Source organism: uncultured Winogradskyella sp. (assembly GCF_947495255.1).
Lineage (GTDB): Bacteria > Bacteroidota > Bacteroidia > Flavobacteriales > Flavobacteriaceae > Winogradskyella.
Map to the genome: position 1 here is coordinate 198,774 of NZ_CANLYI010000002.1, position 13,840 is coordinate 212,613.

A 13,840-nucleotide genomic window follows, 5' to 3' on the forward strand; every position below is an offset into this window, starting at 1 on the left:
AAAGCACTTTTATTTTTTAATGGAAGTGCTTTATTCTTTTATAAAATTAATTTTTAATCTACTTTTTTTTGTAGTTATTTTCTAAATCTGAAACAATACTAAACATAAAGGTAGAACCTTCGCCTTCATTACTTTCTAGCGTTAAATTTCCGCCTAATAATTTAACATAAGCTTTAGCTATAGATAAGCCAATACCAGAACCATGTAACGCATTTTTATTCGTAATATCTACTTGATAAAAAGGATTGAAAATGGTATCTATTTTATCTTCTGGCACACCAATTCCTGTATCCTCTATTGAAAAATGACACCGTAAATCATCAAATGCTGCGTTTAATATAATCTTATCGCCTTTTGACGTAAACTTAATAGCATTTTCAATTAACTTCTTTAATATAATAGCAATTTTAGCTTGATCAGATTGAATTATCTTGTGCGCGTCCGATATTTTATTTACAATACTAAATTGTACTTCTTTAAGTTCTGCTTCAGGTAAAAACTGTTCATAAACTGTAGTAATAGTATCATTAATATTAAACTTACTTACATTAATTCTCATTACTCCTGTTTCAATTTCAGAAATGTTTAATATCCCAGAAATAACATCAAGTAGCTTTGATCCATTTTGTTCTATAATGCTTACAAACTCTTTAAAATCCTTATCGTTATCAGCTTCATAATCCTTTAAAAGCTCTGCTGACCCTAAAATACCATACATAGGTGTTCTTACCTCATGGCTAATATTTGCTAAAAAGGCAGATTTTAACTGATCGGATTGCTCTGCTCTTTCCTTTGCTATTAATACATTTTTATGTTTTTCTATAAGCACCTCTTGTAATTGATTTTCTTTTAATAGCGCATTATGCAAACGATCAACTAAAAATGAAACTGAAAGTACAGTCATCAAAATAAATAGAATATTATTAATAAACACAATTCCAATGACTTCAAATACTTCGTCTTTAAAAACCGTCAAGTCAACTATTTTAAAATAGAAACTTATAGCAATTAATAAATATGCAAATCCTGAATAAACAACCGTTTTAATACCTGCTTTTTTTCCGCTGTATAGTGTTACTAAAACACAAAGCATAAATAAAAGCAGACCATTGCTACTTTCCAAACCTACATATAGCAGAAGAGCAAATGACAACAAAAATAAATTAGCTGAAAAAATCATCTTCTTTAAGCTTAAACTCATTTTATTATTAAAAAACAAAAAGCAAATAAGAAAAAAAGCAATCGTATCTACATAAAAAACAAACCATTTCCCTAGTATGATGCCAATAATAGCACTCGGAATGTAAGAAATTAAGCCAATTGGAAGAATTAATATTAAAATAGAGATAAATAGTTTATCCCTAAAATAAGACAAGTCATCTTGTTTGATTCCTTTAGAGAACCCACTATATTCAATATACCATTGGTGATATGAAGACCATAGTTTCTTTAGCATATATAAAATAATTATTGACTATAAATTTAGCCTGAAAGATATGCACAAAACTATTTAATTCTATTTAATTCTCTACTACTTTCTACATTAATCGATTAACGGAAATATCATATAATTATGCTATTTTTGTTACAAACCGAAAAACCTTTCAAATTGTCCAACTATCAACCCGGTCTTGATTACGCAAAAAAACAAGACGCTATAGACGAATTATCTCAGTATAGAAAACAATTTCATATCCCAAAAGACAAAAACGGAAATGAACTAATTTACCTCTGCGGAAATTCACTTGGTTTGCAACCAAAATCAACAAAAGCTTATATCAATCAAGAATTAGAAGATTGGGCAAACCTTGGTGTAGAAGGACATACAGATGCCAAAAACCCTTGGTTACCTTATCATGAATTTTTAGCTGAAGCAACAGCAAAACTGGTTGGAGCAAAACCTATTGAAGTTGTTACGATGAATTCCTTAACAGCGAATATTCATTTTATGATGGCTTCGTTTTACAAACCAACTAAAGAACGTTATAAAATTCTCATTGAAAGTGATGCCTTCCCTTCTGATAAATATGCTGTAGAATCGCAATTACGCCATCATGGTTATGATGACAAGGAAGGTTTAATTCTTTGGAAACCAAGAGAAGGTGAAGAATTATTAAATTATGAAGATTTAGAAGGCATTCTTAAAACTCACGGTAAAGAAATTGCATTAATAATGATTGGAGGTGTAAATTATTACACTGGTCAGTTTTTCGATTTTAAACGTATAACAGACTTAGGACACAGCTATGGTTGTAAAGTCGGTTTTGATTGTGCACATGGTGCCGGAAACGTCAATTTAGACTTACATAATTCTGGAGCCGATTTTGCCGTATGGTGTACGTACAAATACATGAATTCCGGACCAGGAAGTTTGTCTGGTTGTTTTGTCCACGAGCGACATGCTTACGACAAAGACCTCAACCGATTTACAGGTTGGTGGAGCCACAATAAAGACACGCGTTTTAATATGCGACACGAATTTGATGTTTTACCAGGAGCCGAAGGTTGGCAATTAAGTAATCCACCAATTTTATCTATGGCTGCCATAAAAGCCTCATTGGATATGTTTCATGAAGTTGGCATTGATAAAGTGATTAAAAAATCGAAAAAACTAACTGGATATTTCGAGTTTTTACTGAAAGACTTAGGAGAAGATACCATAAGAATTATCACACCAGAAAATCCTGATGAACGCGGTTGTCAGTTATCTATTCAAGTTTTAAACGCTGATAAATCATTACACGATAAATTAACCGAAGCCGGAGTCATTAGCGATTGGAGAGAACCAGATGTCATTAGATGCGCACCAGTACCATTGTATAATTCATTTGAAGATGTTTATTTGATGGTTGAAAAGATGAAAGTTATTTTGAATAAAAACTAAATGTCACCTCGAGCGCAGTCGAGAGGTCAAATTAGGTCTCGACTGCGCTCGACCAGACAGAATACTATGAAGAAACAACAAAACATACTAATCATCGGAGCAGGACTTTGCGGAAGCCTATTAGCATTAAGACTAGGACAAAGAGGCTACAACGTCAATGTTTACGAAATGCGTCCAGATTTAAGAACTACAGATATTTCTGCAGGTCGTTCAATCAATTTAGCATTTTCAGACCGCGGAAATAAAGCCATGAAACTCGTTGGTATTGAAGATAAAGTGAAAGAATTATGTATTCCTATGAACGGAAGAATGATTCACGACAAAGAAGGCAACACGTTTTTATCTAATTACAGCGGAAGGGATTACGAATATATCAATTCCATTTCTAGAGGTGAATTAAATGGTTTATTGCTAGACGAAGCCGAAAAGCATGACAATGTCTCTATTCATTTCAATAAAAAATGCAACTCTGTAGATTTTGAAAACACCACAGCTACATTTCAAGATTACAATTCTAAAGAAGAATTTATTGAAGATGCAGATTGCATAATTGCCACAGATGGAGCAGGCTCAGCATTACGAAAAAGCTATTATTTAGGGAAGAAATTCCTTTTTAGTTTTTCTCAAGACTATTTAAGTCATGGTTATAAGGAATTAACCTTTTTACCAAAAGAAGATGGCAGTTACAAAACCTATAAAAACGCATTACATATTTGGCCAAGAAGTAGTTTTATGCTTATCGCTTTGCCCAATTTAGACGGTAGTTTTACAGTCACTTTATTTCTAAGTTACAGCGAAGGCGAATACAATTTTAATAATTTAACAACACCAGAATTGGTAACGGAATTCTTTCAAAAAGAATTTCCAGATGCCTTAGAAATTATGCCGAATTTGGTGGATGATTTTTTCGCAAATCCAACAGCAGCCTTAGGAACCGTAAAATGTTCCCCTTGGCATTATAAAGGCAATACTTTGTTAATGGGAGATTCTGCACATGCTATTGTTCCATTTTATGGTCAAGGGATGAACGCTTCGTTTGAAGATGTGGTTGAATTTGATAAAGTTCTCGATCAAAATCTAGATAATTGGGAAGCTACGTTTGAAGCTTACGAGAAAAACAGAAAGAAAGATACAGATGCCATTGCCGATTTAGCCATTGACAATTTCCATGAAATGAAAGGTCATGTTGCGAACCCAATATTTCAAGAAAAACGAAAAATTGAAATGGCTTTAGAAAAAGAATTCCCTAATGCCTATTCTTCAAAATATAGTTTGGTTACCTTTAATGAAAACATTGGTTACAGACAAGCGATGTTAAGAGGACGAGCACAAGACAAGGCTATTTTAAATATGTTAACAGATAAAATTATTTCAGCAGAAGATAATTTAAAAGACATTTTAGAAAAAGTAAAAGTAGAAACTGAAGCGATTTTAGAAGACGATCGGATTGCGGGATTGCAATAGCAGTTAGCAGTTAGCAGTTAGCAGTTAGCAGCTAGCAGTTAGCAGTTAGCAGTTAGCAGTTAGCAGTTAGCAACAAATTAAAATATAACTCGGGAAGAATACAAAAATCAACAAAAGTTAATATCCCATATTCCGATATTATCGGAAGCAACGATTTTCAGAAATAAAGAGCGAAGAAGCGAAACTGCGAAGCGAAGCTTCAAGTATGTAGCTTCGAAAGCGAGTGGTGCTTTAGCAATTTCATAATAAATCGTTTTGAATTTTTGGTTCGTTTTGTTTCAAGACAAAATGAACAAGTAAAAAAGAAAACATGAGTAAAACAAATGATAAGATTCCTGCTTCTGCAGGAACAGGAGTAACACCAAGAGGAGCCTATCCACACGTTAAACAAGTCGGAGATTTTATTTTCGTTTCAGGTACAAGTTCTCGTCGATCAGACAACACCATTGCAGGAGTTGATATCATTGACGAGATGGGAACAAAACGCCTAAATGCCTATACACAAACCCAAGAAGTCTTAAAAAACATCGATAAGAATCTTCAAAAACTTGGAGCGAGCTTAAAAGATGTGGTGGATGTTACCTCATTTTTGGTCAACATGAATGACTTTGCCGATTACAACAAAGCTTACGCAGAGTTCTTTGAAAAAGAAACAGGACCAACTAGAACAACAGTTGCGGTGCATCAATTACCACATCCAGATTTGGTGGTTGAGATAAAGGTTATGGCTTATAAGAAAAAAGATTAAAGAACCTAGAACCAAGAATTGTAGACTTATAAATCTTGACTCTATTATCTTGGTCCTTTTATCTGAAACCACATGAACATCAAAAACTACATAAACGGTAACTTTCACAATCCAATCAACAATAACTGGATAGACAACTACAATCCATCTAATGGGGAAGTTTACGGACAAATACCTAACTCATCAAAAGAAGATGTTGAAAATGCCTATATCGCAGCAAAATCTGCTTTTCCAACTTGGAGTAAAACGACGCTAGAAGAACGAAGTAGAATCTTAATTAAAATTTCAGAATTACTGGAAGCCAACTTACAGCATTTTGCAGAAGCAGAAAGTAAAGACAACGGGAAACCTGTCAGTTTAGCTAAAGGAGTTGATATCCCAAGAGCTGCAAGTAACTTTAGATTCTTTGGAAATGCGATTACACAATTTGCAAGTGAAAGTCATGAATCCGTAGGACAACAAGCCATAAATTACACCTTACGCCAACCCATTGGTGTTGTAGGCTGTATTTCACCTTGGAACCTTCCACTCTACTTATTTACATGGAAAATTGCACCAGCAATTGCTGCAGGAAACTGCGTCGTTGCCAAACCAAGTGAAGTGACACCAATGACCGCTTATTTATTAGGTGAAATTTGTAATGAAGCAGGTCTACCCAAAGGCGTTTTAAATATTGTTCATGGACTTGGAGGCTCAACAGGACAAGCAATTGTGGAGCATCCGGATATTAAAGCGATAAGTTTTACTGGTGGCACAACAACAGGAGCACATATTGCGAGAGTAGCTGCTCCACTATTTAAAAAACTATCCTTAGAATTAGGAGGAAAAAACCCAAACATCATTTTTGCAGATTGTGATTATGAAGACATGCTGAATACAACGGTTCGTTCATCGTTTGCTAATCAAGGGCAAATCTGTTTATGTGGCAGTCGCGTTTTTGTAGAAGCCTCTATTTATGAAAAATTCAAAACAGATTTTGTCGCTAAAGTAAAAGCGTTAAAAATTGGGCATCCATCAAACGAAGACACTAATATTGGTGCTTTAGTATCTAAGCCTCATTTAGAGAAAGTCAAAGACTATATTGAAATCGCTAAAAATGAAAATGGAACTGTGTTATTCGGTGGTAATGAAGTTACCGTTAAAGGTTATGAAAACGGTTATTATTTAGAGCCAACGGTTATTGAAGTTCCTAATGACGACTGCAGAGTGAACCAAGAAGAAATTTTTGGACCTGTCGTCACCATTATGCCATTCAATACTGAAGACGAAGTTTTAGAAATGGCCAACAAAGTTAAATACGGACTTTCAGCGACATTATGGACCAATGATTTAAAACGCACCATGAAACTAAGTCACCAATTACAAGCAGGAATTGTTTGGGTAAATACTTGGATGATGCGCGATTTAAGAACGCCTTTTGGAGGTGTAAAAGCTTCAGGTGTTGGTAGAGAAGGTGGTTTTGAAGCCTTGCGATTTTTTACGGAAGCTAAAAATGTTTGTATAAAGTATTAACGGAAGACTAACTAAACTTGAACAGAAGAGAGTTTTTATTGCTTGTTTGGACAAAATTTTTAAGACCTGTCTTATTTATTTTCGTCATGGTATTTTCCATCAAATTTTTAATTGACCTTTTTAACGAAAGTAATTTTGATAATTTTATAAATATTGGAAAATTAATTATTCTAATCCTGTTAATTTACATCTCGGTATATTTTTTAAACATATTTATTGAATTAATTAGAGAAAAAATAATTTCAATTTTACCAAGTTCGATTAAACGGATATTACTAATCTTAAGCGAAATTATTAATTACAAACTTCCATTTATAATAGGTGCAATAATTTATCATTACTGGTTTGAAGATAAACCTTTGGCGATAGCATTAACCCTTATAGTTTTAAGTAGTAAAATAACTTATTTAACAAAATCAAAAAAAGAAAATGAATCTCAACCTCAATAACAAATATGCACTCGTCTGCGGAAGCACAGCAGGAATAGGAAAAGCAACAGCACTAGCTTTAGCAGCAGAAGGTGTTCAAGTAACCCTAATTGCTAGAAACGAAGACAAGTTAAAAGCTACATTAGCCGAATTACCGCAACAAAGACCACACGATTATATTGTCGCTGATTTTTCAAATCCTACGGAATTGAAAGCCAAAGTATCAGACTATGTTTCTAAACGTCATGGGTTTCATGTTTTAGTTAATAATACAGGAGGTCCAAAAGGAGGTCCTGTTTTTTCAGCAGAGTTAGACGAATTTGAATCTGCTTTTACGCAGCATTTAAAATGTAATCATGTATTAGTTCAAACGGTTGTTCCATTCATGAAGGCTGAAGGTTATGGTCGTCTCATCAATGTGATTTCAACCTCTGTAAAACAACCTTTAGATGGTTTAGGTGTTAGTAACACCATTCGTGGTGCAGTGGCCAACTGGAGTAAAACCTTAGCCAATGAATTAGGCCAATTTGGCATTACAGTGAATAACGTTTTACCAGGAGCAACTGGTACCGAGCGATTAACTCAAATTATTAAAAATAAATCTGCGAAATCTGGAAGCACAGAAGAAGAAGCGGCTAATGCAATGAAAAATGCGGTTCCTGCAAAACGTTTCGCTAAACCAGAAGAATTAGCTGATGCTATTACCTTTTTAGCAAGTGAACGTGCTGCTTATATTAACGGAATTAATCTTCCTGTTGATGGTGGACGAACAAAATCTTTGTAACTTTATATCGATTTGTAATTCTTTATTTATTGTGGAATCTACAATGGAAACAATAACGCAATAGATTCCTGTTTGCACAGGAATGTCAAAAAATCAAAATCATGAGTAAAATATATCCTCCAATTAATTTCAAAGCATGGATAGACGAAAATCGTCATTTATTAAAACCACCAGTTGGTAACAAAGTGGTTTGGAAAGATGGTGATTATATTGTGATGGTTGTTGGTGGACCTAACAGCAGAAAAGATTATCATTATAATGAAACACCAGAATTCTTTCACCAAATTGAAGGAGACATGGTGCTTAAAATTATTGATAAAGGCACTCCTAAAGACATTCATATTAGAGAAGGTGAAATATTTCTTTTACCTCCAAAAGTTCCGCATTCACCACAACGAGGCGCAAACACTGTTGGCTTAGTAATAGAATACCCAAGAGAAAAAGGTGTGCAAGATGCTTTACTTTGGTTCTGTGAAAATTGTACCACAAAATTATATGAAGAAGATTTTACGGTAAAAAACATAGAAACAGATATGCCTAAAATTTTTGACAACTATTACAATGACGAAAATAAGCGCAGTTGCCCAAATTGTGGACAAGTGATGCAGCCACCCAAGAAAGTACAAATTGATTAACATTTTGTTATTTAGAACAAAGCTAGTAATCAAAAAAATATTCTAATTAAATAGATTGCCACGGCAAAAGCCTCGCAATGACAATACCATGGAAAAACGCAAATTAAGAATAAACGGACACTCTCACCTTCTTCCCTATCCTGAAGAAATACCTCAATTTATGAAAGATAAAGGTATTTTCTGGGTAGATAAGGATAGAAAATTCATGCTTCAAAAAGACTGGAATCGTCCTATTACAGATTCTAGTTTTTTCTTAGATGAAAAACTGGAATGGATGGAACGTAATAAACTTGACCATGCAGTAGTTTTAAATTTATCTCAGCTCTACGGAAACGGTTTAAGAGTGGAAGAAATGAAACAGGCTTTGCGTTTTCAGAATGATTTTAATGCTAAAGTGCAACATAATCATCCTAATAAATTTACATGTGGTTTTGTTGTTCATCCTGGTTTTGTAAGAAGTGCATGTTGGGAAATTGAACGCTGTGTAGAAGTTCTAGGCATGCAGCTATTGTGTTTACCAACGCATTATATGGACTCTATTGGGACTTGGCGTTGTATCTTTGATGAAGAAAACGAACCCATTTTTGAAATGGCCAATAAATATAATTTGGCAGTTGAAATCCACCCTTACGATGGTGAAAAATTCATAAAACTAGAAAACATATCTTGGCGCTTTCATCTCATATGGATGTTAGCACAATGTGGAGATGCGTATCACTTTTTAACTCTAAATGGTTACCAAGATAAATATCCTAATATGCGAACTTGTTTTGCTCATGGTGGACAATTAGCACAAATTAATTTAGGTAGACGTATACAAGGTTTTGATGGGAGACCAGATTTGTTTGAAGGCAAAAGTCACCCAAGAAAAGCCGTTGGACATAAAAACATTTTCTTTGACACTTTAGTACATGATACTGGTGGCTTAGAATTACTAATTAGAAATCAAGGTTCTAAGCAGGTTATTATGGGATTAGATGACCCTTACCCACTAGGTGAAATGGAAAGCGAAAAACAATCCTCTTATCCAGGTAAAATAATTGACTTAGCTATAGAAAGAAAAATTATAACAGAAACCGAAGGTGATGCTATTTGGGAAGATAACGTTATACAGTGGCTATGTGGCGATGATGAAGCTGCAAAGCAAAAATTAATCACAAGAATTACGTCTTAAATATTATCGATTAATTTTTTATTTCTATATTTAAAATCTAATCAACTAAATAAATTATGAAAAAAATTGGAGGCTACTTGGCAGTCGTTGGTATTGCATTAATCGTATTACCATACTTAGGATTGACTATTAGATTTTTAGGATGGATTGATGAGTTAGGTACATTACCTGCTTGGGCAATAAAAATTGGACTTGTTGTAGTTGGAGCTGTTTTATTCTTTATGGGTAAACCAGAAGTTGAAGAAACTGAACTAGAATTACCTAAGGAAGATACAGCTGAATAGTATCATTATTCAGTTCATATAAATATTTACAGATATGTTTTTCTTGCCTGAAGAATTAGACAACTACGTTGTAGCTCACTCTGAACAAGAGCCAGACTTATTACAACAATTAACACGAGAAACGTATCAAAAGGTTTTACAACCTATTATGCTCAGTGGACCATATCAAGGTCGTGTACTGAGTATGATTTCTAAGTTAATACGTCCTAAATCTATTTTAGAATTAGGAACATTTACAGGTTACTCAACATTGTGCTTAGCTGAAGGTTTGGATAAGAGTGGTGAACTTCACACTATTGATATCAATGAAGAATTGGTTGACTTTCAAAGGAAGTATTTTGACCAATCTGGATTTGGTGAACAAATCATTCAACATACAGGTAGTGCATTAGATATTATTCCAAAATTGAATCAAACTTTCGATTTAATATTCATAGATGCAGACAAACCTAACTATTCTAATTATTTTCATTTAATAATAGATAAATTAAATTCTGGCGGAATCATTCTATCAGATAATGTACTGTGGCATGGAAAAGTTGTTGAGCCATTAGACGAAAAAGATAAATCTACTAAAGCTGTTTTAGATTACAATACCCTTCTAAAAGATGATGAACGGATTGAAACTGTTCTATTACCTATAAGAGATGGATTGACGATAAGTAGAAAATTATAATCTGTACAATGAGTAAAATTGACATAAGAACTGTAGATGTCGTTAAATACATTACACCTTTAAGAGAAGGTGGTTCTCTACCTGCCATTGTTGAAGCTGATGATGGTTTTCTTTATGTTTTAAAGTTTAGAGGTGCTGGCCAAGGTAAAAAAGCATTAATTGCAGAATATATTGGTGGAGAATTAGCGCGCGCTATTGGTTTAAAAGTTCCTGAGATTGTATTTATGAACTTAGACGATTCTTTTAGTAAAACCGAACCAGATGAAGAAATTCAAGATTTACTAAAATTTAGTGTTGGTCTCAATTTAGGCTTACATTATCTAAGTAGCTCTATAACTTTTGACCCAATTGTTTCTGTTGCTGATGCTATGACGTCTTCTAAAATTGTACTCCTTGATAGTATTATTAGCAACATTGACAGAACAGCTAAAAACACTAATTTACTTAATTGGAATAAAGAATTATGGGTAATAGATAATGGAGCAAGCTTCTATTTTCATCATAATTGGGCAACTTGGAAAAATCATCTTACCAGAACATTTCCACTTATTAAAGATCATGTTCTTTTAGAACGTGCGACACTTTTAAAAGATGCATCTACCGAAATCCTCAGTTTATTAGACAAGAACATTGTTAAAGATATTATACATAAAATACCTGAAGACTGGTTGATAAATAAATCTGACACGTTAACACCAGATGAAATGAGAACAGCCTATATCGATTATTTAAACTCTAGACTTTCACAGATTGATTCATTAGTTAAAGAAGCTGAAGATGCAAGATAAAGTTACTTTTGAATATGCCATAATTAGACTTGTTCCTAAAGTAGAACGTGAAGAGTTTTTTAATATTGGTGTTATTTTATTCTCTAAACGAAAAAAATTTCTCGATGTTAAATTTCATGTCAATCCTAAAAAGCTGAATGCATTTTCTTGCGAATTAGATTTAGATGCTATTAACGCGTATTTAAAATCATGGGAATTAATTAGTAAAGGAGAAGCTTCTGCAGGAGTTATTGGTCAATTTGAATTATCTGATCGCTTTAGGTGGCTAGCAGCTTCAAGAAGTACAATCATACAAAGCTCTAAAACTCATTCTGGTTTAACTGAAAACCCTGAAAAGGAAATCAACTTAATTTTTGAGAAACATGTTTTAGACGCTTCATAAAACAATAATAAAATAGTATAAGTAAGCCTTACTAAATATAGTTTAGTAAGGCTTACTTATAGTTTAGAATGATTTACAATATTTATTGCACAGCTTGCAAAGCATCAATATTTCCGTAACCGAAACTGCTACTCTTATAAGGATAAAGGTCTGCAGATTGTTTTAATCTATTAAGTACTTGCGTTCTGCTCCAACCTGGATATCTCGACCAAACTAAAGCTGCAATACCAGCTGTAGTTGCTGTCGCTGCAGAAGAACCACCAGTATAACGACGTTGACCGTTGTAGAAATTTAATACAGGAGGTGCTTTACTCGTATTGTTATCACCTTCCATTATAATTGTAAAATCTATTTTGCTTCCACTATGACAGACTTCACAACGCTCGTAATTACTACCGTCATTAACACCTGTTACAGCTACAGTTTCACTCATTGTTGCAGGAAAAATTACACCAAAACCATTTGTGAAGCTCGTAGAAGTTCCGCCAGCAGCAAAAATTAATTTCCCTTTCCCATATGCATATTTAACGGCATCTTTAATATTACCTATAGACCACACATAACCTATTGACATAGATATAATTTTTACATCACTCCTATTTCCTAATTGGGTTAATGCTTTAGAAACACCTTTTCTTTCGTGATAATCATTTAGTAACACGTCTTCCGTTGCTCTATAAGCCACTAAGTTTGCATTATACGCAACACCAACTGGCATACCATCATTATTTCTCGGAGATGCCATTGTAGAACCCATTGCGGTTCCATGACCACATTTATCATCTGGACCATCATAATTACTAGACCACCACCAATTAGAATCTATAAATGTTCCGTATTTCTGAACAAAACGACCCGAAGAATAGCCATCATTTATACCAGCCGAAGTTAAGAGTGATTGATACTTTGAAACACCTGTATCAATTAATCCAATAGTAACACCTGATCCTGTTGACAAATTCCAAGCATCATCAATGTTATGCTCGTTAAAATGCCATGATACTTGTACATTATTTGGTGTTGTTGTTGTATAATGAGCAGGATTTATATAATCAGCACTTTTATCACAACCTGAACTAGATTTTTGAACAGCACCTGCAGTGTACAAGTTGTAACCGTTAGGTTCTAAATATCGTACAAACTCACTTTTTCTGAGGGCTATTATAGTTTCAAGTTTTGTAACCTCAGCATCAAATACAGTTAAAATCTCATCTTCTTTTAATTTAAAATCATCTTTACTTACAGCTTCTTCAGCCATAATAAGATTTATTAAACTATTCTTTTTTCGAACTAATTCAACATCAAAAACTTCACTATAACTCTGACCTTCGTTTCCGTAGCCAATAGTTAAAACATTTTGTCCATGAGACAACGCACTCCATAGAAAATGTGCATTTTCTTCATTCCAATCAAAATCACCTGTAGATTCAATACTTTCGGTAATACGTTGATTAATTTCTTCTACTGTTAACGGATTTTCGGGAAACTGAAGAGACTCAGATTCAGATTCTACAATGTTATCTTTAGAACAAGATACTACGGTAATGGCCAAGACTAGCACTACCAATCTGTACATTTTTTTCATTTAATATGATTTAGTTGGTTAATTATTTCCTAAATATATTAAATAAAACGCAATAATTTATCAGTTAATTTATGATTTCAATAAAAATAAGAACCTATTCCCGAGAATAATAGTATTACTTATTTCTTTTTAATGACCCTGTGAAGTCTTCTAAATCATCTTTTACTTTATTAAGTTCCTCCTTAACATTTTGAGTTACCTCTGTATCTATTATATTATTTTCTTTGGCACTATTAGAAATTTCGTGCTTAATGTCATTTGTTGCGTCTTTTATTTGACGCATACCTTTACCTAAACCACGTGCTATTTCTGGTAACTTATCTGCACCAAATACAAGAACAACAACCAATAGCACAAATACTATTTCTGTCCCTCCAATAAATAAAAATGTTAGTTGATGTATCACATTGCAAATATAAACTGAGTTTGTGGATTATACCACTTCAAATTGAAAATAAAAAAAGCCGATTATAAAATAATCGGCTTAAATTTAATT

At 33.5% G+C, this 13,840-nt stretch carries 15 protein-coding genes; 12 read left to right on the forward strand and 3 right to left on the reverse strand.

Going from position 1 to position 13,840, the window contains the following annotated elements; all coding sequences use genetic code 11:
- Positions 1-58: 58 nt before the first annotated feature.
- Positions 59-1,456, reverse strand: coding sequence for an ATP-binding protein (locus tag Q0807_RS03605; protein ID WP_299106476.1), 1,398 nt, complete (start codon positions 1,454-1,456; stop codon positions 59-61).
- Between the two features lie 153 nt (positions 1,457-1,609).
- On the opposite strand from Q0807_RS03605, the gene kynU reads away from it, so the two are divergent.
- The 12 genes from kynU to Q0807_RS03665 all read left to right on the forward strand — a co-directional run bounded on the left by kynU (position 1,610) and on the right by Q0807_RS03665 (position 11,759).
- Positions 1,610-2,884 carry a kynureninase gene (gene kynU, locus Q0807_RS03610; protein WP_299106478.1) on the forward strand — a complete coding sequence of 425 codons (1,275 nt, stop codon included), beginning with the start codon at positions 1,610-1,612 and terminating at the stop codon, positions 2,882-2,884.
- A 66-nt stretch (positions 2,885-2,950) separates the two neighbouring features.
- Positions 2,951-4,348, forward strand: coding sequence for an NAD(P)/FAD-dependent oxidoreductase (locus tag Q0807_RS03615; protein ID WP_299106480.1), 1,398 nt, complete (start codon positions 2,951-2,953; stop codon positions 4,346-4,348).
- 310 nt (positions 4,349-4,658) lie between these two features.
- On the forward strand, positions 4,659-5,096 hold the full coding sequence (locus Q0807_RS03620) for a RidA family protein (protein WP_299106482.1): 438 nt from the start codon (positions 4,659-4,661) through the stop codon (positions 5,094-5,096).
- 72 nt (positions 5,097-5,168) lie between these two features.
- Complete coding sequence (locus tag Q0807_RS03625; RefSeq protein WP_299106484.1) at positions 5,169-6,608, forward strand: aldehyde dehydrogenase; 1,440 nt, start codon at positions 5,169-5,171, stop codon at positions 6,606-6,608.
- A 17-nt stretch (positions 6,609-6,625) separates the two neighbouring features.
- The gene (locus Q0807_RS03630) at positions 6,626-7,057 is read left to right on the forward strand and encodes a hypothetical protein (protein WP_299106486.1); all 432 of its coding nucleotides are present in this window, start codon (positions 6,626-6,628) and stop codon (positions 7,055-7,057) included.
- Positions 7,038-7,820, forward strand: coding sequence for an SDR family oxidoreductase (locus Q0807_RS03635; protein WP_299106488.1), 783 nt, complete (start codon positions 7,038-7,040; stop codon positions 7,818-7,820). Before Q0807_RS03630 ends, Q0807_RS03635 begins: the two co-directional genes overlap by 20 nt.
- 101 nt (positions 7,821-7,921) lie before the next feature.
- Complete coding sequence (locus Q0807_RS03640; RefSeq protein ID WP_299106491.1) at positions 7,922-8,455, forward strand: 3-hydroxyanthranilate 3,4-dioxygenase; 534 nt, start codon at positions 7,922-7,924, stop codon at positions 8,453-8,455.
- Positions 8,456-8,543: 88 nt separating this feature from the next.
- Positions 8,544-9,629 carry an amidohydrolase family protein gene (locus tag Q0807_RS03645; protein ID WP_299106494.1) on the forward strand — a complete coding sequence of 362 codons (1,086 nt, stop codon included), beginning with the start codon at positions 8,544-8,546 and terminating at the stop codon, positions 9,627-9,629.
- A 56-nt stretch (positions 9,630-9,685) separates the two neighbouring features.
- A complete protein-coding gene (locus tag Q0807_RS03650) occupies positions 9,686-9,913 on the forward strand; it encodes a hypothetical protein (RefSeq protein WP_299106496.1) in 228 nt (75 codons plus the stop codon).
- Positions 9,914-9,947: 34 nt separating this feature from the next.
- Positions 9,948-10,589 carry an O-methyltransferase gene (locus tag Q0807_RS03655; RefSeq protein WP_299106498.1) on the forward strand — a complete coding sequence of 214 codons (642 nt, stop codon included), beginning with the start codon at positions 9,948-9,950 and terminating at the stop codon, positions 10,587-10,589.
- A gap of 8 nt (positions 10,590-10,597) precedes the next feature.
- A complete protein-coding gene (locus Q0807_RS03660; RefSeq protein ID WP_299106501.1) occupies positions 10,598-11,377 on the forward strand; it encodes a HipA family kinase in 780 nt (259 codons plus the stop codon).
- A complete protein-coding gene (locus tag Q0807_RS03665) occupies positions 11,367-11,759 on the forward strand; it encodes a DUF3037 domain-containing protein (protein ID WP_299106504.1) in 393 nt (130 codons plus the stop codon). The genes Q0807_RS03660 and Q0807_RS03665 overlap by 11 nt, the downstream gene beginning before the upstream one ends.
- A gap of 82 nt (positions 11,760-11,841) precedes the next feature.
- On the opposite strand, the gene Q0807_RS03670 is transcribed toward Q0807_RS03665, so the two are convergent.
- Both Q0807_RS03670 and Q0807_RS03675 read right to left on the reverse strand, forming a co-directional pair.
- Positions 11,842-13,344: a S8 family serine peptidase gene (locus Q0807_RS03670; RefSeq protein ID WP_299106507.1), complete on the reverse strand. Its 1,503-nt coding sequence runs from the start codon at positions 13,342-13,344 to the stop codon at positions 11,842-11,844.
- Positions 13,345-13,459: 115 nt separating this feature from the next.
- Positions 13,460-13,750 carry a twin-arginine translocase TatA/TatE family subunit gene (locus tag Q0807_RS03675; protein ID WP_299106510.1) on the reverse strand — a complete coding sequence of 97 codons (291 nt, stop codon included), beginning with the start codon at positions 13,748-13,750 and terminating at the stop codon, positions 13,460-13,462.
- Positions 13,751-13,840: the final 90 nt, after the last annotated feature.

Excerpts from the sequence above, each read along its gene's own strand:
- Q0807_RS03605 (WP_299106476.1), bottom strand. The coding sequence starts at position 1,456 with ATGCTAAAGAAACTATGGTCTTCATATCACCAATGGTATATTGAATAT.
- Q0807_RS03615 (WP_299106480.1), top strand. The coding sequence starts at position 2,951 with ATGAAGAAACAACAAAACATACTAATCATCGGAGCAGGACTTTGCGGA.
- Q0807_RS03620 (WP_299106482.1), top strand. The coding sequence starts at position 4,659 with ATGAGTAAAACAAATGATAAGATTCCTGCTTCTGCAGGAACAGGAGTA.
- Q0807_RS03625 (WP_299106484.1), top strand. The coding sequence starts at position 5,169 with ATGAACATCAAAAACTACATAAACGGTAACTTTCACAATCCAATCAAC.
- Q0807_RS03635 (WP_299106488.1), top strand. The coding sequence starts at position 7,038 with ATGAATCTCAACCTCAATAACAAATATGCACTCGTCTGCGGAAGCACA.
- Q0807_RS03640 (WP_299106491.1), top strand. The coding sequence starts at position 7,922 with ATGAGTAAAATATATCCTCCAATTAATTTCAAAGCATGGATAGACGAA.
- Q0807_RS03645 (WP_299106494.1), top strand. The coding sequence starts at position 8,544 with ATGGAAAAACGCAAATTAAGAATAAACGGACACTCTCACCTTCTTCCC.
- Q0807_RS03650 (WP_299106496.1), top strand. The coding sequence starts at position 9,686 with ATGAAAAAAATTGGAGGCTACTTGGCAGTCGTTGGTATTGCATTAATC.
- Q0807_RS03655 (WP_299106498.1), top strand. The coding sequence starts at position 9,948 with ATGTTTTTCTTGCCTGAAGAATTAGACAACTACGTTGTAGCTCACTCT.
- Q0807_RS03660 (WP_299106501.1), top strand. The coding sequence starts at position 10,598 with ATGAGTAAAATTGACATAAGAACTGTAGATGTCGTTAAATACATTACA.
- Q0807_RS03665 (WP_299106504.1), top strand. The coding sequence starts at position 11,367 with ATGCAAGATAAAGTTACTTTTGAATATGCCATAATTAGACTTGTTCCT.
- Q0807_RS03670 (WP_299106507.1), bottom strand. The coding sequence starts at position 13,344 with ATGAAAAAAATGTACAGATTGGTAGTGCTAGTCTTGGCCATTACCGTA.